19 protein-coding genes are annotated in these 20,255 nt (G+C 70.1%); 4 read left to right on the top strand and 15 right to left on the bottom strand.

The genetic code is table 11. The features are described 5' to 3' along the window. Window positions 1-355: 355 nt before the first annotated feature. Window positions 356-970: a 30S ribosomal protein S4 gene (gene rpsD, locus ACF1FZ_RS09090; RefSeq protein WP_014157362.1), complete on the bottom strand. Its 615-nt coding sequence runs from the start codon at window positions 968-970 to the stop codon at window positions 356-358. Between the two features lie 191 nt (window positions 971-1,161). On the opposite strand from rpsD, the gene ACF1FZ_RS09095 reads away from it, so the two are divergent. Further along, window positions 1,162-1,863 (top strand): DUF2470 domain-containing protein, encoded by a 702-nt coding sequence (locus ACF1FZ_RS09095; protein ID WP_391772972.1) that lies wholly within the window; start codon window positions 1,162-1,164, stop codon window positions 1,861-1,863. 7 nt (window positions 1,864-1,870) lie between these two features. On the opposite strand, the gene ACF1FZ_RS09100 is transcribed toward ACF1FZ_RS09095, so the two are convergent. The 4 genes from ACF1FZ_RS09100 to ACF1FZ_RS09115 all read right to left on the bottom strand — a co-directional run bounded on the left by ACF1FZ_RS09100 (window position 1,871) and on the right by ACF1FZ_RS09115 (window position 6,274). Then, the gene (locus tag ACF1FZ_RS09100) at window positions 1,871-3,241 is read right to left on the bottom strand and encodes a replication-associated recombination protein A (protein ID WP_391772715.1); all 1,371 of its coding nucleotides are present in this window, start codon (window positions 3,239-3,241) and stop codon (window positions 1,871-1,873) included. Between the two features lie 44 nt (window positions 3,242-3,285). Beyond that, on the bottom strand, window positions 3,286-3,921 hold the full coding sequence (locus ACF1FZ_RS09105) for a vitamin K epoxide reductase family protein (RefSeq protein ID WP_391772716.1): 636 nt from the start codon (window positions 3,919-3,921) through the stop codon (window positions 3,286-3,288). A 388-nt stretch (window positions 3,922-4,309) separates the two neighbouring features. Continuing rightward, window positions 4,310-5,572, bottom strand: a complete 1,263-nt coding sequence (gene hisS / locus ACF1FZ_RS09110) for a histidine--tRNA ligase (RefSeq protein WP_391772717.1) — start codon at window positions 5,570-5,572, stop codon at window positions 4,310-4,312. Between the two features lie 15 nt (window positions 5,573-5,587). Next, window positions 5,588-6,274 carry an MBL fold metallo-hydrolase gene (locus ACF1FZ_RS09115; protein WP_391772718.1) on the bottom strand — a complete coding sequence of 229 codons (687 nt, stop codon included), beginning with the start codon at window positions 6,272-6,274 and terminating at the stop codon, window positions 5,588-5,590. 147 nt (window positions 6,275-6,421) lie between these two features. Here ACF1FZ_RS09115 and ACF1FZ_RS09120 point away from each other — a divergent pair, with 147 nt between their 5' ends. The 3 genes from ACF1FZ_RS09120 (at window position 6,422) to ACF1FZ_RS09130 (ending at window position 9,420) form a co-directional block, all read left to right on the top strand. Further along, a complete protein-coding gene (locus ACF1FZ_RS09120; protein ID WP_391772719.1) occupies window positions 6,422-7,210 on the top strand; it encodes a peptidylprolyl isomerase in 789 nt (262 codons plus the stop codon). Between the two features lie 189 nt (window positions 7,211-7,399). Next, a complete protein-coding gene (locus ACF1FZ_RS09125; RefSeq protein WP_391772720.1) occupies window positions 7,400-8,629 on the top strand; it encodes a DUF349 domain-containing protein in 1,230 nt (409 codons plus the stop codon). Between the two features lie 203 nt (window positions 8,630-8,832). Then, complete coding sequence (locus ACF1FZ_RS09130) at window positions 8,833-9,420, top strand: hypothetical protein (protein ID WP_391772721.1); 588 nt, start codon at window positions 8,833-8,835, stop codon at window positions 9,418-9,420. Here ACF1FZ_RS09130 and ACF1FZ_RS09135 read toward each other — a convergent pair. The 10 genes from ACF1FZ_RS09135 to pdxT form a co-directional block, all read right to left on the bottom strand. Further along, window positions 9,304-11,706 (bottom strand): RelA/SpoT family protein, encoded by a 2,403-nt coding sequence (locus ACF1FZ_RS09135; protein ID WP_391772973.1) that lies wholly within the window; start codon window positions 11,704-11,706, stop codon window positions 9,304-9,306. The genes ACF1FZ_RS09130 and ACF1FZ_RS09135 overlap by 117 nt on opposite strands. A gap of 458 nt (window positions 11,707-12,164) precedes the next feature. Further along, on the bottom strand, window positions 12,165-12,722 hold the full coding sequence (locus ACF1FZ_RS09140) for an adenine phosphoribosyltransferase (protein WP_391772722.1): 558 nt from the start codon (window positions 12,720-12,722) through the stop codon (window positions 12,165-12,167). Further along, window positions 12,719-13,828: a protein translocase subunit SecF gene (gene secF, locus ACF1FZ_RS09145; RefSeq protein ID WP_391772723.1), complete on the bottom strand. Its 1,110-nt coding sequence runs from the start codon at window positions 13,826-13,828 to the stop codon at window positions 12,719-12,721. Before secF ends, ACF1FZ_RS09140 begins: the two co-directional genes overlap by 4 nt. A 1-nt stretch (window position 13,829) precedes the next feature. After that, entirely contained in the window at window positions 13,830-15,584 is a 1,755-nt protein-coding gene (gene secD / locus ACF1FZ_RS09150; protein ID WP_391772724.1) for a protein translocase subunit SecD, read from the bottom strand. Between the two features lie 147 nt (window positions 15,585-15,731). Next, a complete protein-coding gene (yajC, locus tag ACF1FZ_RS09155; RefSeq protein WP_391772725.1) occupies window positions 15,732-16,193 on the bottom strand; it encodes a preprotein translocase subunit YajC in 462 nt (153 codons plus the stop codon). 169 nt (window positions 16,194-16,362) lie between these two features. Then, entirely contained in the window at window positions 16,363-17,448 is a 1,086-nt protein-coding gene (gene ruvB, locus ACF1FZ_RS09160; protein ID WP_391772726.1) for a Holliday junction branch migration DNA helicase RuvB, read from the bottom strand. An 81-nt stretch (window positions 17,449-17,529) separates the two neighbouring features. Further along, the gene (ruvA, locus tag ACF1FZ_RS09165; protein WP_391772727.1) at window positions 17,530-18,156 is read right to left on the bottom strand and encodes a Holliday junction branch migration protein RuvA; all 627 of its coding nucleotides are present in this window, start codon (window positions 18,154-18,156) and stop codon (window positions 17,530-17,532) included. Beyond that, entirely contained in the window at window positions 18,153-18,686 is a 534-nt protein-coding gene (gene ruvC / locus ACF1FZ_RS09170) for a crossover junction endodeoxyribonuclease RuvC (protein ID WP_325749653.1), read from the bottom strand. The genes ruvA and ruvC overlap by 4 nt, the downstream gene beginning before the upstream one ends. A 120-nt stretch (window positions 18,687-18,806) precedes the next feature. Further along, entirely contained in the window at window positions 18,807-19,559 is a 753-nt protein-coding gene (locus tag ACF1FZ_RS09175) for a YebC/PmpR family DNA-binding transcriptional regulator (RefSeq protein WP_325749654.1), read from the bottom strand. A gap of 62 nt (window positions 19,560-19,621) precedes the next feature. Then, window positions 19,622-20,254 carry a pyridoxal 5'-phosphate synthase glutaminase subunit PdxT gene (pdxT, locus tag ACF1FZ_RS09180; protein ID WP_391772728.1) on the bottom strand — a complete coding sequence of 211 codons (633 nt, stop codon included), beginning with the start codon at window positions 20,252-20,254 and terminating at the stop codon, window positions 19,622-19,624. Between the last annotated feature and the right edge of the window lies 1 nt (window position 20,255).

Below are 20,255 nucleotides of genomic sequence, written 5' to 3' on the forward strand. Positions count from 1 at the left end.
GCGGGCCCCGGTCCCGGGAAGATCGTACGGAGAGATCACGCGCCGGCACTCTGCGTGTTCCGTGCGACGCCCTCACCGCTCTCCCTCGTGCCCGGCGACGCGGAACCCGCTCCTGTCCGCGGGAATCTCCCGGCGGAGCTGAACACCTTCGTGGGACGCGACGACGAACTGGCGGAACCCGAGCCGCTCCTGCGGGAGTCCGGGCTCGCCACCGTGGCAGGGGCCGGGGCGGACGGCACCCCGGCCGCCGAGGAGACGCCCGGGAGATGCCGGACGGGGAAACGCGAAGGCCCGCCACCTCCCGCACAGCGGGGAGGGGCGGGCCCGGGCTCGGTCGAGAGCTACGCCTGCGTCATCAGCGGGCGTAGTACTCGACGACGAGCTGCTCGTCGCAGATGACCGGGATTTCCTTGCGGTTCGGGTCCCGGTCCAGGCGGAAGGCCAGAGCCTTCAGGTTCACCTGGAGGTAGCGCGGGGTCTCGCCGTCGGTGTCGTAACCACCCTCACGGGCCACCTGGAAGGGGACCTTGGAGCGGCTGCGCTCGCGGACCTGCACGACGTCGTCGGGACGCACGCGGAAGGAAGGCTTGTCGACCTTGCCGCCGTTGACCTCGATGTGGCCGTGGACGACCATCTGGCGGGCCTGGTAGATGGTGCGGGCGATGCCCGAACGCAGGACCAGGGCGTCGAGGCGGCGCTCGAGCTCGACGACCAGCGCCTCGCCCGTCTTGCCCTCGGCCTTACGGGCGCGGTCGTAGGCGCGCGCCATCTGGCGCTCGCTGATGTCGTACTGCGCACGCAGACGCTGCTTCTCGAGCAGACGGACCTTGTAGTCCGAGTTCTGCTTGCGGCCACGGCCGTGCTCGCCCGGCGGGTAGGGGCGGGCTTCGAAGTACTTGACAGCCTTCGGCGTCAGGGCGATGCCGAGGGCACGCGACTTCTTGACCTTGGGACGCGACTGGTTAGGCACGTTCTCCAGACCTCCGTTGTAGGTTAGGTTAGGCTTACCTTACTCAAGGAGATCGCATGTCTCGCCCTGGGAACACCACACACGTCACGGACAGCACAGACAGCGGCAGCACACCAGAAGAAGGTGCTGCTACGACGGAAGGCCGATCTGATCGTGGTCAGCCGCGTCCCAGCGGGCTTGAAAACACTCGGCTGCCGTCAGCAGCCGAGCGCACACGAACTCTCGTACAGAGTACCTGCTCCGCCGTGCTGCTCGTACCCGGGCTCTCGGTGGTCCACCCGGACCAGCTGATGCCGGTCAGCAGGAGCATCGGCCCCGAGGGGGACCTCTTCCTCGGCTTCCCCGCCGATTCCCCGGTCGTACGGGCCGCGACGCGCGCCCAGGGCGACGAACTGACCGCTGTGCTGGAGATCACCGATGTCGCACCGGTCTCGGTCCCGCACCGGATCCGCGGCCGTGCCAGGATCGCCGGCTGGCTCACCGCCGTACCGGGGCTCGCTCAGCCCGGCCGGATGATGCTCCGGCTGGAGACCGGGGAGGCATCCGTCGACGATCTGTGGGGGTTCGAGGAGGTGGAGCCGGAGGCCTTCCGGGACGCCGTCGCCGATCCTCTGGCCACCCATGAGGCCGAGCTGCTCCAGCATCTGCACGCCGCTCACGACGAGCAGATGGCCACCCTGTCCGCGCTGCTCGGTGACCGGACCGAGTGCGGCTGCGCGGAGCACCGGATCGGTGCCGTCCCGCTCGCGCTCGACCGTTTCGGGCTCCGGGTGCGGTTCGTGGACGGCCGCGACGCCTGCTTCGACGCCCGGTTCGAATTCCCCGAGCCCGTACGCGACGTCTGCGAGCTGCGCCGCGCGATGCGCACCCTTTTCGCGGCGGCGTCGTGCTGAGCCGCGGTCACGAGGACGCCGGCCCGCCCTGCTCGCGGCCGAGCCGCTCGCGGACCCTGTCCGCCACATCGGCGTAGCGTGCCTCCGCTCCGTACCGCGTGGGTTCGTAGTAACGCCGGCCGCGGACGGCGTCCGGGGCGTACTCCTGGGCGGCGATGCCTCCGGGCACGTCGTGCGGGTAGACATAGCCCTGGGCGTGGCCCAGCTTGGCGGCGCCCTTGTAGTGGCCGTCGCGCAGATGGGCCGGGACCGGGCCCGCGAGGCCCCGGCGCACGTCCTCCTGCGCGGCGGAGATCGCCAGCGTCGCCGCATTCGACTTGGGGGCGAGCGCCAGCGCGATCGTGGCATGGCTGAGGGTCAGCGCCGCCTCGGGGAATCCGATCATGGCGACCGCCTGGGCCGCCGCCACCGCTGTGGGCAGCGCCGTCGGATCGGCGAGTCCGATGTCCTCACTGGCGGAGATCATCAGTCGCCGGGCGATGAAGCGCGGGTCCTCCCCCGCCTCGATCATGCGCGCCAGATAGTGCAGGGCGGCGTCCACGTCGGACCCGCGGATGGACTTGATCAGGGCGCTCGCGACGTCGTAGTGCTGGTCGCCGTCGCGGTCGTACTTCACGGCGGCGCGGTCGACGGTCTCCTCCAGCGTCGTGAGGGTGATCTCCCGCTCGTGCGTGGTGAGGGCCGCTCCTGCGGCCGCCTCCAGCGCGGTCAGCGCGCGGCGGGCGTCGCCGCCCGCGATACGCAGCAGATGGGCCTCGGCGTCCTCGGGCAGGGTGACGGCGCCGCCCAGTCCCCGCTCGTCGGTCAGCGCCCGGCGCAGGAGCGCGCGCAGGTCCTCGTCGGTGAGCGGCTCCAGGGTGAGGAGCAGGGAGCGCGACAGCAGCGGGGAGATGATCGAGAAGTACGGATTCTCCGTGGTGGCCGCGATCAGCGTGACCCAGCGGTTCTCCACGGCGGGGAGCAGGGAGTCCTGCTGGGCCTTGGAGAAGCGGTGGATCTCGTCGAGGAAGAGGACGGTCTCCTTGCCGAAGCCGCCGGTGGCGCGGCGCGCGCCCTCGATGACGGCCCGGACCTCCTTGACGCCCGCGGTGATCGCGGAGAGCTCGACGAAGCGCTTGTTGGTGGCCTTGCTGACCACGTACGCGAGGGTCGTCTTCCCCGTGCCGGGCGGGCCCCACAGGATCACCGACGAGGGGCCCGCGGGCCCTCCGCTGCCCTCGCCGACGAGGCGGCGCAACGGCGAACCCGGCTTGAGCAGGTGCTGCTGGCCGACGACCTCGTCCAGCGTGCGAGGACGCATCCGGACAGCGAGGGGGCTGCTGGACGGGTCCTTCTCCTGGCGGTCTTCGGCTGCTGCGGTAAAGAGGTCGGGCTCCACGTGAGGAAGCCTATGTCACCCCGCCGACAGGACCGCCCGGCGCGTCAGCTGGTCCAGAAGTCCCACCAGCGGGTCAGGATCAGCATGCCGATGATCCCGATCCAGAGCACCGGCGGCACCCAGTGGAATTCGGTGAGGGTGTTCCGCAGCCAGGCGGGGGCGGGCAGGATGCCGTGCTTGATGTTGTGCGTGGTGACGTAGCAGAACATGAAGATCGTCGCGACCCAGGCCAGGCAGCACCACAGGCAGAGCGAATTGATGTTGTACAGCGACTGGTACTGCAGCCAGGTGCAGAAGCCGACGCCGAACAGGGTGCCCGCGTTGAGGCCCAGCCAGTACCAGGCGCGGAAGCGGGCCCCGGCGAGGAGCGCCATGCCGATGCCGATGACCACCGAGTAGGTGGCGATGCCGAGCATCGGGTTGGGGAAGCCGAAGGCGGCCGCCTGCTCGCTCTTCATGATGTTGCCGCACGCGACCACCGGGTTCAGGCTGCAGCCCGGAGTGAAGCTCGGGTCCTCGAGCAGCTTGAACTTGTCGATCGTGATGACCCAGGCGGCGAGCAGTCCGGCAGCGCCGGTGATCACCAGCAGCAGCGCGAGCGCGCGACTGCCGCCGTAGGTCTTCGCGCCGTCGTCCTCGTCCCGCCGGGAGGAGGGGTGGTCTACCGCTGCCATCGTCATATCGCCGTTCCATCACTGAGTAGCCGGCCGGGCACGGTCATTGTGCCGCACCGACCGTGCGGCCGACCGTTCGATCGACATAAAAGTGTGCGCCGGAAAAGCCGGAACCGGCGGTCCCCGGGAAGCCCGTGCCGTCGGCGGAACCCGCATTCCGCAGGGCCACCGCGACCATGACGGGGCAGCGCCCCCCCTGCACGCGGCAACGACCCGGCGGCGCCGGAAGCCGTCGAGCGGTCCCGTATCGGAAACCTCCCTGCGGTGAATCCGGTCTCGCGGAGTTGACGGGACGCACACGTGCGTGCTCCCGGGACCTGCCTGCGGGGCTGGGAGTGCTCCGACGGGCTGTGCCCGCCCGGGCGGGCACAGCGGTGGGCGGACAGCTTCCGGCTCAGGCCAGTCCGGCCCGCACCGTGGTCACGAGCGCGTCGAGCGCGACCGGCTCCTGCTCGCCGGACTCCATGTCCTTGAGCTGGACCGCGCCCTCGGCGAGATCACGCTCGCCGGCCACGATCGCGTAGCGGGCGCCGGAACGGTTCGCGTTCTTCATCGCGCCCTTCAGACCACGGCCGCCGTATGCGAAGTCCGTGGCGATCCCGGCCTTCCGCAGCTCCGTGACCAGCCCGAAGAGCACCCGGCGCGCCTCGTCGCCGAGCGGCACGGCGTACACGCTGGTGGTGGCGGGGATGCCGAGTTCGACACCCTCGGCCTCCAGGGCGAGGACCGTGCGGTCCACACCGAGCGCCCAGCCGACCGACGGCAGAGCGGGGCCGCCGATCATCTCGGACAGGCCGTCGTACCGGCCGCCGCCGCCCACCGCGGACTGGGACCCCAGGCCGTCGTGGACGAACTCGAAGGTCGTGCGGGTGTAGTAGTCGAGGCCCCGGACCAGCTTCTCGTCGTCCTCGTACACCACGCCGGCGGCCGTCAGCAGAGAGCGGACCTCCTCGTGGTACGCCTTGCAGGCGTCGCAGAGGAAGTCACGCAGCATCGGGGCGCCGGTCAGCTGCTTCCGGACGTCGGACCGCTTGTCGTCGAGGACGCGCAGCGGGTTGATCTCGATGCGGCGGCGGGTCTCCTCGTCGAGATCGAGGTCGCGCAGGAAACTCTGGAGCGCCTCCCGGTAGACGGGACGGCACTCCTTGTCGCCCAGCGAGTTCAGCAGGATGCGGAACTGGCTGAGTCCGAGAGAGCGGTACGCCTGGTCGGCGAGGATGATCAGCTCGGCGTCGAGCGCGGGGTCCTCGGTGCCGATGGCCTCTGCGCCCACCTGGGAGAAGTGACGGTAGCGGCCCGCCTGCGGCTTCTCGTAGCGGTAGTACGAACCGGAGTACCAGAGCTTCACGGGCAGGTTGCCCGCCTTGTGCAGGTTGGCCTCCAGCGCCGCGCGCAGCACGGACGCGGTGCCTTCGGGGCGCAGCGCCAGCTTGTCGCCGCCCTTGGTCTCGAAGGCGTACATCTCCTTGGACACGATGTCGGTGGACTCACCGACACCGCGTGAGAACAGGGCGACGTCCTCGAAGCCGGGAGTCTCGATGTAGCCGTAGCCGGAGTTCTTCAGGGGTGCGGAGATCGCGTCGCGCACCGCGAGGAACTTCGCGGAGCGAGGCGGGATCAGGTCGTACGTGCCCTTGGGGGCCTGGAAGGTACTCACGGTTCTTTTCTCTCGTCACATTCCGCGGCGCGGCGCGGCCGGACCGCTCAGGTACGGATTGGAGGCGCGCTCGCGGCCGATGGTCGTCTGGGGGCCGTGGCCGGACAGCACCACGGTCGAGTCGTCGAGCGGCAGGCACACACGGGCCAGCGACTCGAGCAGCTCGGCGTGGTCACCACCGGGCAGGTCGGTACGTCCGACGGAGCCGGCGAAGAGCAGGTCGCCCGAGAAGAGGATCTGCGGGACATCCGCGGCCTCGGGCATCCGGAACGTCACCGACCCCTTGGTATGGCCGGGCGCGTGCGCGACGCCGAACTCCAGACCCGCCAGCTCCAGCCTGGCGCCGTCGGTCAGCTCCTGGACGTCGTCCGGCTCCCCCACGGTCAGCTCGCCCATCAGCGGCATCCCGATGGAGTGGCCCAGCGCCTTCTCCGGATCGCTCATCATGTAGCGGTCCTGCGGGTGGATCCAGGCGGGGACGTCGTGGGCTCCGCACACGGGGACGACCGAGGCGACGTGGTCGATGTGGCCATGGGTGAGGACGACGGCGACGGGCTTGAGCCGATGTTTCTTCAGCGCTTCCTCGACGCCCTGGGCGGCCTGGTGACCCGGGTCGATGATCACGCACTCCTCACCGGCGGCGGGGGCGACCAGGTAGCAATTGGTCCCCCAGGCCCCGGCGGGGAACCCGGCAATGAGCACGATCGTCCTTAGTGTTCGTCCGACGAGGAGGGCCGCGGAGGCGAATGCGGCAGATCAGAGACTACCGGCGCTCCTCATTCCACAGCTAACCCATATACCGTACGGGCATTCCAGGACCGATCACACGACGCGCAAGGAGATCATCCGGTGGTCAGCAGCGATCAGCGGCGGCGGCAGCTCGCCCGGGAGAAGTTCGAGCGGCAGCAGCAGCGTCGGGAGGAAGCACGCCGGAGGACCAGGCGTCTCACGGCGATCATCGCCTCGTCGGCGGCCGTGGTGGCGGTCATCGGCGTGGGCGCGTACGTCTCGCTCGACGGCGACGACTCGAAGACCTCCGCGGACGCGGCCGCGAGCGCCGACCCGTCGCCCTCGCCCTCGAAGAGCGAGAGCAGCGCTCCCGAGCCGGCGATGAAGATCGACAAGAAGGCGAAGTACTCCATGTCGCTCAAGACGAACCAGGGCGACATCGGTATCGCGATGGACGCGGCGAAGACCCCGCACACCACGAATTCCTTCAAGGCCCTCGCGGACAAGGGGTACTTCGACGACACGAAGTGCCACCGACTGACCACGCAGGGTATTTTCGTCCTGCAGTGCGGTGACCCCAAGGGGGACGGCACGGGCGGTCCCGGTTACACGATCCCTGACGAGAATCTGACCGCGCTGGGCAAGGCGGGCGCCGACGGTTCGGTGACGTTCCCTGCGGGCACCGTCGCGATGGCGAACACCGGCCAGCCCGGCACGGGCGGCAGCCAGTTCTTCCTGGTCTACAAGGACACCAAACTCCCGCCCAGCTACACACCGTTCGGCACCATGGACGATGCGGGTCTGAAGGCCGTCAAGAAGGTCGCCGAGGCGGGCGTCGCCGATGGGGCGGGCGACGGCGCCCCGAAGAAGGCCGTCACGGTCGAGAAGGTGACGGTCGACAAGGTCTGACCGCAGGTGTGGTCGCCCGGCGCGGAGTCCCTGGAGCGCACCGGAGAATTTCAGCCGCGCTGAGTGCGGACAGCCGGGCGGCCGGTCGCCTAGATTGGCGTTGTGCAGGGCGGGCGCTGCCCGCCCCAGGAAACTGTGGACGATGCACGGGGGGCGAACCCCCTCGATGCATCAGGTGGAGGAGGCGCTGTGAGCAGCGACCCGTGGGGCCGTGTCGACGAGACGGGCACCGTGTACGTGCGTACGGCCGAGGGCGAGCAGGTCGTCGGATCGTGGCAGGCCGGTTCCCCCGAGGAGGCTCTGGCCTATTTCGAGCGCAAGTACGAGGGCTTGGTGGTCGAGATCGGCCTCCTCGAGCGGCGGGTGAAGACCACCGACCTCTCGGCGAAGGACGCCACGGCGGCGATCGAGCACCTTCGTGCGCAGGTCGACGAGCATCACGCCGTCGGCGATCTCGCCGCGCTCGGCAAGCGGCTGGACGCGCTCGTCGCGACGGTCGACTCACGCCGTGAGGAGCGCAAGGCCCAGAAGGCGAAGCAGACCGACGAGGCCCGTCAGGCCAAGGAGGCGCTCGTCGTCGAGGCCGAGGAGCTGGCGCAGAGCGAGCAGTGGCGGTCCGCGGGTGAGCGCCTGAGGGCTCTCGTCGACACCTGGAAGGGGCTGCCTCGTCTGGACCGCAAGTCCGACGACGAGCTGTGGCACCGCTTCTCGCATGCCCGTTCGGCCTTCTCCAAGCGCCGCAAGGCTCATTTCGCCGCGCTGGACGCCCAGCGCGAGGAGGCCCGCAAGGTCAAGGAACGGCTGGTCGCCGAGGCCGAGTCGCTCTCCGGTTCGACCGACTGGGGTGCGACGGCGGCGCGTTACCGCGACCTGATGACCGAGTGGAAGGCTGCGGGCCGCGCCCAGCGCGAGGCCGAGGACGAGCTGTGGAACCGCTTCCGCGGCGCACAGGACGTGTTCTTCGCGGCCCGCAGCGGCGTCTTCGCGGAGCGGGACGCGGAGCAGGGCGAGAACCTCAAGCTGAAGGAGGAGCTCGCCGCCGAGGCCGAGAAGCTCGTTCCGGTGACGGATCTGAAGGCGGCCCGGGCCGCGTTCCGTTCCATCAACGAGCGCTGGGAGGCCATCGGCCACGTCCCGCGTGACGCCCGCCCGAAGGTCGAGGGCCGGGTGCAGGCGGTGGAGCGCGCGCTCCAGGAGGCCGAGGAGTCCGAGTGGCGCCGGACGAACCCGGAGGCCCGGGCGCGCGCCGAGGGTCTGACGGGCCAGCTCCAGGCGGCCGTCGACAAGCTGCGCACGCAGATCGACACGGCACGCGCCTCGGGCAACAACGCCAGGGCCGACAAGCTCTCCCGCGAGCTCGAGGGCCGGCAGGCTCTGCTGGACCAGGCGCTGAAGGGCCTGGAGGAGTTCGGCGGCTGAAGCCGGCTTTCCCACCCGGTGAGGGGCCCCGCACGCGTCGCGTGCGGGGCCCCTCACGCATGCGGACGGCAACGAAGATCCGTGAAGCACCGCCGGGCTCCCGCCTTGGTCCCGAACAGGCCGAAGCGGATGAGTCCCGCACCAGCATGGTGTGCGCGTGCCGGATCCGCTGTATTCACCACGGCCTCGATGCAGATCAACACATGAGAATCACCCGTGCCGCCCTCGCCGCCGGATCGCCGTCCGCGGCCGGCACCGTGACGGCGGTGCCGGCCGCCGCGGACGGCCCGCTCACGCCGGTGGACGAGATGTCCGACGACGACCTCCGTGCCTCGATCCTGCGCATCCTGGCGGACGAGGACAGCGGAAGGAGGATCATCCCCGAGGCCGGCGAGGCCCTCGACAGCGGCTCCGCCGAGGTCATGCGGCAGTGGCTGGAAACCGGCTACCGCCCCGCCCGGGCCGAGGACGACCAGGCCGCCCTCACCAGCCTCCTCGCCCGGCCGGGCATCGGCGACGCGCTCCGCGCGGCGGCCGAGGAGGCCATCGAGGGCCCCCGGAGGAGATGCGGTACTTCCTGGAGCACGGCCAGTACGAGGGCGACGCGTAACCGGAGCGTCTCGCCGGCGACGTGCGCCGGAGCCTCGTCGCCGACGGTTCCTACGCGCCAGGCGTTACGGCCGCCGCGTCGAGGTGACCCGGTAGACGTCGTAGACGCCTTCCACGCCGCGTACGGCCTTCAGGACGTGCCCCAGGTGCTTCGGGTCACCCATCTCGAAGGTGAAGCGTGAGGTGGCCACCCGGTCGCGGGAGGTCTGCACGGCTGCCGACAGGATGTTCACGTGCTGGTCGGACAGGACCCGGGTGACGTCGGAGAGCAGCCTGGAGCGGTCCAGCGCCTCGACCTGGATGGCGACGAGGAAGACCGACGACTGGGTGGGCGCCCACTCGACGTCGAGGATCCGCTCGGGCTGCTGCGAGAGCGAGTCGACGTTGACGCAGTCCGCACGGTGCACGGAGACGCCGCTGCCCCGGGTGACGAATCCGATGATCGGATCGCCGGGTACGGGAGTGCAGCAGCGGGCCAGTTTGACCCAGACGTCCTCGACACCCTTGACGACCACGCCCGGGTCCGCGTTGGCCCGGCGTTTGCTGCGCCCGTGCGAGGGCGGCGAGCTCTCCGCCAGGTCCTCGTTGGCCGCGTCCTCGCCGCCGAGTGCCTGGACCAGTTTCTGGACGACACCGGCCGCGGTGACATGGCCTTCGCCGATCGCCGCGTAGAGCGAGGAGATGTCGGGGTAGCGCATCTCATGGGCGAGAGTGACCAGGGAGTCGCCCGTCAGGATCCGCTGGATCGGCAGATTCTGCTTGCGCATGGCTCGCGCGATGGCGTCCTTGCCCTGCTCGATCGCCTCGTCACGCCGCTCCTTGGAGAACCAGGCCCGGATCTTGTTGCGCGCCCGGGGCGACTTGACGAACTGGAGCCAGTCGCGGGAGGGCCCGGCGCCGGCCGCCTTGGAGGTGAAGACCTCCACCAGGTCGCCGTTGTCGAGCGTCGACTCCAGCGGTACGAGCCGGCCGTTGACCCGTGCCCCTATGGTCCGGTGGCCGACCTCCGTGTGGACCGCGTACGCGAAGTCGACCGGCGTCGCCCCGGCGGGCAGCGCTATCACGTCGCCCTTCGGTGTGAAGACGAAGACCTCGTTGCGCGACAGGTCGAACCGCAGGGACTCCAGGAACTCACTGGGGTCCTCGGTCTCCTTCTGCCAGTCCAGGAGCTGGCGCAGCCACGCCATGTCGTTGACCGTGTCCTGGCCGCGCCCGCCACCGGTGTTCTTCGGGATGTCGGTGCGGACCTTGGAGGCGCCGGCGACTGCTTCCTGCTTGTACTTCCAGTGCGCCGCGATGCCGTACTCCGCGCGGCGGTGCATGTCGAACGTACGGATCTGGAGCTCGACGGGCTTGCCGCTGGGACCGATCACCGTGGTGTGCAGCGACTGGTACATGTTGAACTTGGGCATCGCGATGTAGTCCTTGAACCGCCCCGGCACCGGATTCCACCGGGCGTGCACGGTGCCGAGCGCCGCGTAGCAGTCGCGGACGGTGTCGACGAGGACCCGGATGCCCACCAGGTCGTAGATCTCCGCGAAGTCGCGGCCCCGCACGATCATCTTCTGGTAGACGCTGTAGTAGTGCTTCGGCCGTCCGGTGACGGTGGCCTTGATCCGGGCGGCGCGCAGGTCGGCCTGGACCTCGTCGGTCACTATCGCGAGGTACTCGTCCCGCTTGGGTGCGCGCTCGGCGACGAGGCGGACGATCTCGTCGTACATCTTGGGGTAGAGGATCGCGAAGGCGAGGTCCTCCAGCTCCCACTTGATGGTGTTCATGCCCAGGCGGTGAGCCAGGGGCGCGTAGATCTCGAGGGTTTCGCGGGCCTTCTTCTCCTGCTTCTCCCGCTTGAGGTAGCGCATGGTGCGCATGTTGTGCAGCCGGTCGGCGAGCTTGATGACGAGGACCCGGGGGTCCTTGGCCATGGCGACGACCATCTTGCGTACGGTCTCCGCCTGGGCGGCCTCGCCGAACTTGACCTTGTCGAGCTTGGTGACGCCGTCGACGAGCAGCGCGACCTGGTCGCCGAAGTCCTTGCGCAGGGTGTCCAGGCCGTACTCGGTGTCCTCGACCGTGTCGTGCAGCAGCCCGGCCATCAGAGTCGCCGGGTCCATGCCGAGCTCGGCGAGGATCGTGGTGACGGCGAGCGGATGGGTGATGTACGGGTCGCCGCTCTTGCGCTTCTGGCCGCGGTGCCAGCGCTCGGCGACCTGGTAGGCCTTCTCGATCTGCCGCAGCGTGGCGGACTCGATCTTGGGGTCGTTGCCGCGGACCGTACGCAGGAGGGGTTCGAGGACCGGGTTGTACGGACTGGAGCGCTGCACCCCCAGTCGGGCGAGACGGGCCCGCACACGGTTGGACGAGCCGCCGGAGCGCGCGGGCGGGGCCGGCGGAACGGCGACGGCTCTGGAGGGGGGCTTCGCCGCGGGGGCGGGTGCCGGGGGGTTCGGCTCCGCGGCCGGCTTCACCGGGGGCGCCTGCTCCGTGCCGGAGGAGGGCACGGACTCCGGTCCGGGAGTCGGCGTCTTCGAGCCCGGAGGCGGGGTCTTCGTCCTGGGAGGCGGCTGCGTCTTCGACCCCGGAGGCGGGGCCGGCTTCGCCTGGGCCGTGGGCGTCTGGGGGGCCGGAGCCTGGGCGGGGCCCTGGGTGCGCTCACCGGCGGGCCCGGGCGTGCCCGCCCCGTCGGGCCGGCCCTTCCCGGGCGTGGCGGAGGCCGCCGCGGGCCTTTCGGGCTGCGGGGCGGCGGCTGGCTGGGCCTCGTCTGGCAAGAGCGCTCCTCGTGCGGATCCGGGCTACCGGAAAACCCATGGTATCGAGCCCCGGGCGGGTCCTCGCCCGGGGAGTGTGGAACCCCTCACGGCAACAGGACGGGTACCCGGATGTTCCCGGGTACCCGTCCTGTACGTCCTCATGCCCGCGGCGCAGGTCAGAGGGTGATCAGAGCCTCCAGCGGGGCGCCCCGCAGTCCTGCCCCGAGCCGGCTGCGGCCGGCGAGGAAGCCGAGCTCCATGAGGACCGCCACCCCGGCGACCTGCGCTCCGGCCCGCCGGATCAGTTCCAGCGAGGCCTCGGCGGTACCGCCGGTGGCCAGGACGTCGTCGATGACCATGACCCGGTCGTCGGCGGCCAGGTCCTCGGCGTGGATCTCGATCTCCGCCGTGCCGTACTCCAGCTCGTACGCCTGACCGAGCGTGGCGCCGGGCAGCTTCCCCGCCTTGCGCACGGGCACGAACCCGATCCCCGCCCGGACCGCGACCGGTGCGGCCAGGATGAAGCCACGCGCCTCGAGGCCGACGATCTTGGTGGCCCCGTACCGTACGCAGAGCTCCACGAAGAAGTCGGTGAGCGCGCTGAAGGCGGCCGGGTCCGCGAGCAGCGGGGTGATGTCCTTGAACATCACTCCGGGCTTCGGGTAGTCCGGCACGTCACGGATACGGCTGAGCAGGAGTTCCCGGGTGGCGTCGGTGACGCTCGTGCCGGTCATCGGCGGTTCCTCGGGGTCCTGCCGTGGCCTCCGGACTCCCGCCGCTGGCCCACGACCGCCCCGGCGGGCTCGGTGTCCCCGTCGGGGTCCCCGGCCCGGCCGTCGCCCTCGTCCTCGACGGACTCGCCCTTGGCGGCCGCCGCGGCCCTCTTGGCGAGGATCCGCTTCTTCAGTGCCTTTATCTGCGGCTCGCGCTCCTTGAGGTCGGCGACCAGCGGGGTGGCGATGAAGATCGAGGAGTACGCACCGGCGGCGAGGCCGACGAAGAGGGACAGCGAGATGTCGTTCAGCATGCCCGCGCCGAGCACGCCGCCACCGATGAACAGCAGACCGGCGACCGGCAGCAGGGCGACGACGGTGGTGTTGATCGAGCGCACCAGCGTGCCGTTGATGGAACGGTTGGCGATCTCGCTGTAGGTCCAGCGGGTCTGCTTGGTGATCCCGTGCGTGCCCTCCTTCAGGCTGTCGAAGACGACCACCGTGTCGTAGAGGGAGTAACCGAGGATCGTGAGCAGACCGATCACGGTGCCCGGGGTGACCTCGAAGCCGACGAGGGCGTAGACACCGACCGTGATGGTGATGTCGTGGATCAGCGCGATCAGGGCCGCGACGGCCATGCGCCACTCGAAGGCGATGGCCAGGTAGACCACCACGAGGACCATGAAGATGCCGAGGCCCGCCCAGGCCTTGTTGGCGATCTGCTCGCCCCAGCTGGGGCCGACGAGGTCCGCGTTGATCTTCGCCTCGGGGATGCCGAGGTCCTCGGAGAGCTGGGCCTTGATCTCGTCGGCCTTCTGGGTGTCGACCTCGGTGATCTGGATCCGGAGCCCGCCGTTGCCGAGCTCCTGGACGATCGCCTCGTGGCCGGAGGCCTCGACCGCGTCCTCGTGTGCCTGGGAGACGGACACCTTGGCCTTGGTGTCGGTCGTGAAGACGGCACCGCCCTTGAACTCGATGCCCATGTTCAGACCGCTGACCGCCAGACCGAGGATGGCCGTGATGGTGATCAGGATCGAGACGCCGTACCAGATCTTGCGCTTGCCGATGAAGTCGTAACCGACCTCGCCACGGTAGAGCCGGGCGCCGAGATTGCCGAGTCGCGACATCTCACGCCTCCTTCGGGTGGTCGGTGCGGACGTTGACGCGGCGTGAGCGGCGCAGCGGGGGCTTGGCGCCGAGCCGCTTCGGGTCCAGGCCGGACCACGGGTGACCGCTGGCGAAGAACTTCGTACGGGCCATCAGTGTCATCACGGGCTTGGTGAAGAGGAACACCACGACGACGTCGAGCAGGGTCGTGAGACCGAGCGTGAACGCGAAGCCCTGGACCTTGCCGACGGTGACGAGGAAGAGCACGGCCGCGGCGAGGAACGACACGAAGTCGGACACGAGGATGGTGCGCCGGGCCCTGGGCCAGGCGCGCTCGACGGCCGGCCGGAGTGTGCGGCCCTCACGGATCTCGTCCCGGATGCGTTCGAAGTAGACGATGAAGGAGTCCGCCGTGATACCGATCGCCACGATGGCACCGCAGACGGCCGGGAGGTTCAGCGCGAAGCCGATGGCCGGACCGAGCAGGGCCATGATCGTGTAGGTCAGGACGCCGGAGGCCAGCAGGCTGAGGAGCGCGATGAGCGCCAGACCGCGGTAGTAGGCCACCAGGTAGATGACGACCAGCGCCAGTCCGATGGCACCGGCGATGAGACCGGCCTCCAGCTGCTCGCCGCCGAGGGCGGCGGTGACGGTGGTGACGGTGTCCTCGCTGAAGGACAGCGGGAGCGCCCCGTAGGAGAGGACGTTGGCCAGGTCCTCCGCCGACTGCTGGGTGAAGCTGCCGGAGATCTCGGCGCTGCCGCTGAGCGCCTCGTTCACCTGGGGTGCGGAGACGACCTCACCGTCGAGGGAGATCGCGAACTGGTTCTGCGGGGACTGCTGCGTCGACAGTTTCTTCGTGATCGACTGGAACTTCTTGGAGCCCTTGTCGGTGAACTCCATGGAGACGAGCCAGATGCCGCGCTGCTGGTCGAACTGGGCCTTCGCGTCGTCGACGTCCGTGCCGGAGACCTCGGCCGGGCCGAGGAGGTACTTGGCGTCACCCTCGGAGCTGCACGCGACCGTGGGGTCCTCGGGCTTGACGCCGTCACCGGCCTTGGCGCGGGCGGACGGGTCGGTGCAGTCCAGCGCGGTGAACTTCTTCTCGAGCGCTGCGGTGGCGGGGTCGGGTGTGCCGGTCGCCGCGGGGGTGTCCGCCGCACCGGCGGCGCCGGCGGCAGGGGTCGGCGTCGTGTCCTGCTTCAGGGCGCCGGTGACGGCACGGCCCTGGGTGGTGGCGCCCGCCGAGGGCGTCGTCTTCGGGTCGGAGGCCGTTTCCGGGTCGCTCGCCTTCGCACTGGGCGTGGCGCTCGGCTTCCCGGAGCCGCTCTCGGACGGACTCGCGGAACCTTCGGGTGCCGGCTCGCCGCCGGTGACCGTGAGCACGGGCCGGAAGTAGAGCTGGGCGGTCGTGCCGACCTGCTCCCGGGCCTGCTTCGAATTCGTCCCCTTGGGGATGTTGACGATGATGTTCGATGCGCCCTGGGTCTGGACCTCGGCCTCGGAGACGCCCAGACCATTGACACGGCGTTCGATGATGCTGACCGCGGTGTTCATGTTGGTCTCGTTGATCGCCTCGGGCTTGCCGGGCTGGCTCTTCGCCTTGAGGGTGATCGAGGTGCCGCCCGCAAGGTCGATACCGAGCCGGGGCGTGGTGTGACCTGACAGGAACATCCCGCCGGTCAGGGCGACCATGGCGATGAGGATCAGGACCAGGGCACGCCCCGGCCTCCCCTGTCCACCGGTTGAGCCCCGGCCTTTCTTCGGTGCTGCCACCTTTTCGTTTCTCCCTGTCCAACCGCCCCGCGCCGGGTACGCGCCCGAGCGGCCACGAAGTGTTGTGGGGACCCGCCCCCGCAGAAGACCGCACGGCCCGTAAGACGCCGGACACCTGTGGGTGCCCGGCGTCTGTGGGTCGTGGAACTACTTCGCGTCGCCCTCGCCGTCGGCCTTGGCGTCCTTGACGTCGGCGTCCTTCGGCGCGTCGGCGTCCTCGGCCTTCTTGCCCAGGTCGATCTTCGCGACGTCCGCGTCCGCGGGCTCACCGGCGGTGAGCGATGAGGCGTCGTCGGGCACGACGGTGCCGTCGCTCTCCAGCTCGTCGTCGCCGTGGACGATGCGGTTGTACTCCGCGTCGTCCAGGACGGCGCCGATGGCGTTCTTGGCGTAGACGGCGTGGACGCCGGGCGCGACCTCGAGGAGAACCGTGTCGTCCTGAATCTCCTTGACGGTGGCGTACATGCCCCCGATCGTCCGGACGCCGGTGCCGGGCTGCATGTCGTCGCGCATCTGCGCAGCCGCCTGCTGCTTCTTCTTGGCGGACCGGGTCATCAGGAACATGGCCCCGATGAGCACGATGAAGGGGAGGAGGGTCACGAGACTCACGGGACGGAACTTCCTTCGCACGACCACGCTGATAATCACGCGGCCTGATCTACGGGGGTGGGCACACCGACCTGTACGGACGGCATCGGCGGAGTCTAAGCGAGTCCGCATCGTTGGAACAACGTCCAGGATGGCACCGTGGTTCCCCTGCTGGCCAGCCCGCGCTGTGTCACGCCCCGAACAGGCCCTGTTGTCCCTTTGCGCCGTGCTGCGGCGGTGCGAGCCCGAGGTGCGCCCACGCCGCAGGGGTGGCGACCCTGCCCCGTGGGGTCCTCGCGAGCAGTCCTTCCCGCACGAGGAAGGGCTCGGCGACCTCCTCGACCGTCTCGCGCTCCTCCCCCACGGCCACCGCGAGGGTGGAGAGCCCGACGGGGCCTCCCCCGAAGAGCTTCAGCAGGGCGCTCAGCACCGCACGGTCCAGCCGGTCGAGCCCCCGGGCGTCGACCTCGTACACCCGCAGGGCCGCGGCCGCGATGTCACGGTCGATCCGCCCTTCCGCCTTGACCTGGGCGTAGTCCCGGACGCGGCGCAGCAGACGGTTGGCGATGCGGGGCGTGCCCCGGGAGCGTCCGGCGATCTCTGCGGCTCCCGCTGTGTCTATGGCGACGTCGAGGAGGCCGGCGGAGCGGTGGATGACCCGCTCCAGCTCGGTGGGGGCGTAGAACTCCATGTGTCCGGTGAAGCCGAAGCGGTCGCGCAGCGGGGGCGGCAGCAGTCCCGCCCTGGTGGTGGCGCCGACGAGGGTGAACGGCGGCAGTTCCAGCGGGATGGCCGTGGCCCCCGGGCCCTTGCCGACGATGACGTCGACCCGGAAGTCCTCCATCGCCATGTAGAGCATCTCCTCGGCCGGCCGCGACATGCGGTGGATCTCGTCGAGGAAGAGGACCTCGCCCTCCTGGAGCGAGGAGAGGATCGCAGCGAGATCGCCGGCGTGCTGGATGGCGGGGCCGGAGGTGATCCGGATCGGCGCGCCCATCTCGGCCGCGATGATCATGGAGAGGGTGGTCTTGCCCAGGCCGGGGGCGCCGGAGAGCAGGACGTGATCGGCGGTGGCGCCCCGGGCACGGGCGGCCTTGAGGACCAGGTCGAGTTGTTCACGCACCTTCTCCTGCCCCACGAACTCGTGCAGGTCCTTCGGGCGCAGGGCCGCCTCGACCGCCGTGTCCTCGCCGTCCGCTCCGGCGTCGACCAGGCGGTCGTCCGGCCGCTCGTCCGTGAGGTCGCCGGTGTCGGGTCCGGTTTCGTCCCAGTTCATCTCGTCAGTCCCGCCTCGGGTGTTTCGGTGCCGGTCCGCGCGGTGCTCCGGCCGGCGTGCAGGGCGTATGGGCCCCTGGGGTCAGCGTGCGCGGTTCAGTGTCTGCAGTGCGGCGCGCAGCAGCTGCGGTACGGGGGCCTGAGCGCCGCCGGCGATCGCCGCCTCGGCCTGCGGGGTCACGGCGGTCACGGCATCGTCGGCCTCGCGGGTGGCGTAGCCGAGGCCGATCAGGGCGGCCTGCAGCTGGTCGCGCCAGGAGCTGCTGACGGCGGCGCCGACGCCCTGCCGGCCGCTGTGTGCGCCGACCGGTTCGCCGAGCCGGTCCTTGAGTTCGAGGAGGAGCTTCTGGGCGCCCTTCTTGCCGATGCCGGAGACGGCGGTGAGCGCCTTCTCGTCGCCGGTGGCGACGGCGATGCGCAGGGCGTCGGGACTGTGGGCGGCGAGCATGGCCTGGGCGAGCCTGGGGCCCACCCCGCTGGCGGTCTGCAGCAGCTCGAAGACCTGCCGCTCGTCGTCGTCCGCGAAGCCGTAGAGGGTGAGCGAGTCCTCCCGGACGACCAGGGACGTGGCCAGCCTGGCCTCCTCGCCGATGCGCAGGCCGGCGAGCGTGCCGGGGGTGCACTGGACGGCCATGCCGATGCCGCCGACCTCGATCACGGCTGTGACCGGGCCGAGGGCGGCCACCGGGCCGGAAACGAAGGCGATCATGCGGTACGGCCTTTCAGCGTGCGGTGGGCGGCGACGGCCTGCTGCAGTCGGTTCTGCGCGGGCGCGCGCCAGATGTGGCAGATGGCGAGGGCGAGGGCGTCGGCGGCGTCAGCGGGCTTCGGTGGGGCGTCGAGCCGCAGCAGCCGGGTCACCATGGCCCCTACCTGGGCCTTGTCGGCGCGTCCCGATCCGGTGACTGCGGCCTTGACCTCGCTGGGGGTGTGCAGGGCGACCGGGATGCCGCGGCGCGACGCGCAGAGCATGGCGACGGCACTGGCCTGAGCGGTGCCCATCACCGTACGCACGTTGTGCTGGCTGAAGACCCGCTCCACGGCGACGCATTCGGGCCGGTGCTCGTCGAGCCAGCGCTCTATGCCCTGCTCGATGGCGACGAGCCGGTGGCCGAGCTCCGCGTCGGGCGGGGTCCGCACGACGCCGACGCCGACCATGGTGAGCGGTCGGCCGGCCACTCCCTCGACGACTCCGACGCCGCACCGGGTCAGCCCCGGGTCCACCCCCAGCACCCGCATGAATGGGACCCCCTTCGCCGCTCGGTCATCTGTTCCCGCAGGCTATCGGCTGCCACTGACAGTGCGACGGGCCGACGGGGTGTGTCCCGTCGGCCCGTCGGTGTACTGCGTGCCGCCGCCTCAGGCGTCGACCTTCTCCATGACCTCGTCGGAGATGTCGAAGTTGGCGAAGACGTTCTGCACGTCGTCGCTGTCCTCCAGGACGTCGATCAGCTTGAAGATCTTGCGCGCGCCCTCTTCGTCCAGCTCCACCTGCATGGTCGGGACGAAGTTGGCCTCGGCCGAGTCGTAGTCGATGCCGGCCTCCTGGAGCGCCGTGCGGACCGCGACCATGTCGGTGGCCTCGCTGAGCACCTCGAAGGTGTCACCGAGGTCGTTGACCTCCTCGGCACCCGCGTCGAGCACCGCTCCGAGCACGTCGTCCTCGGTCAGCTCCCCCTTGGGGACGATCACGACGCCCTTGCGGTTGAACAGGTACGAGACCGAGCCCGGGTCCGCCATCGAACCGCCGTTGCGCGTCATGGCGACACGGACGTCGGACGCGGCACGGTTGCGGTTGTCGGTGAGGCACTCGATGAGCACCGCGACACCGTTCGGGCCGTAGCCCTCGTACATGATCGTCTCGTAGTCGGCGCCGCCGGCCTCGAGACCGGCGCCGCGCTTGACCGCCGAGTCGATGTTCTTGTTCGGGACCGAGCTCTTCTTGGCCTTCTGAATGGCGTCGAAGAGAGTCGGGTTGCCGGACACGTCGGCGCCGCCCGTGCGCGCCGCCACCTCGATGTTCTTGATCATCTTCGCGAAGAGCTTGCCGCGCTTGGCGTCGATCACGGCCTTCTTGTGCTTCGTCGTAGCCCATTTAGAGTGGCCGGACATCTGCCTTCTCCTTCGCGTCACCAAAATCGATCCGAACCCGGGAGATCCTACCGGGGTCGGGATCAGCCCACGGAGCGCACCATGTCGGTGAAGAGCGTGTGCACACGGTGGTCGCCGGTCAGTTCCGGGTGGAACGAGGTGGCCAGGGCGTTTCCCTGGCGTACGGCCACGATATGCCCTCCGTGCACCGCGACGACCTCGGCGCCGGCGCCGACCGACTCCACCCAGGGGGCCCGGATGAAGACACCGTCGACGGGTCCGCCGGACACCCCGGTGACCTCGACGGCCGCCTCGAAGGATTCGTTCTGCCGCCCGAAAGCGTTACGGCGCACGATCATGTCGATGCCGCCGACCGTCTCCTGGCCGGAAACGGGGTATCCCCTGCTCGAACGGAGTTGAGGGCTCGGGGAAGGGTCGAGGATCTTGTCGGCGAGCAGGATCATGCCCGCGCAGGTGCCGTAGACAGGCATCCCGGTGGCCACCCGCTCGCGCAGCGGCTCCAGCATGCCGAAGAGGACAGCCAGTTTGGACATGGTGGTGGATTCGCCACCGGGTATGACGAGCCCGTCGACCTCGGCGAGCTCCTCGGGCCGCCTGACCGGCCTGGCCAGGGCGTCCGCCGAGGCCAGGGCGACCAGGTGTTCCCGTACGTCGCCCTGGAGAGCCAGGACTCCGATGACAGGGGTGCCGGGCATC

This window comes from Streptomyces sp. NPDC014623 (assembly GCF_043088245.1).
Lineage (GTDB): Bacteria > Actinomycetota > Actinomycetes > Streptomycetales > Streptomycetaceae > Streptomyces.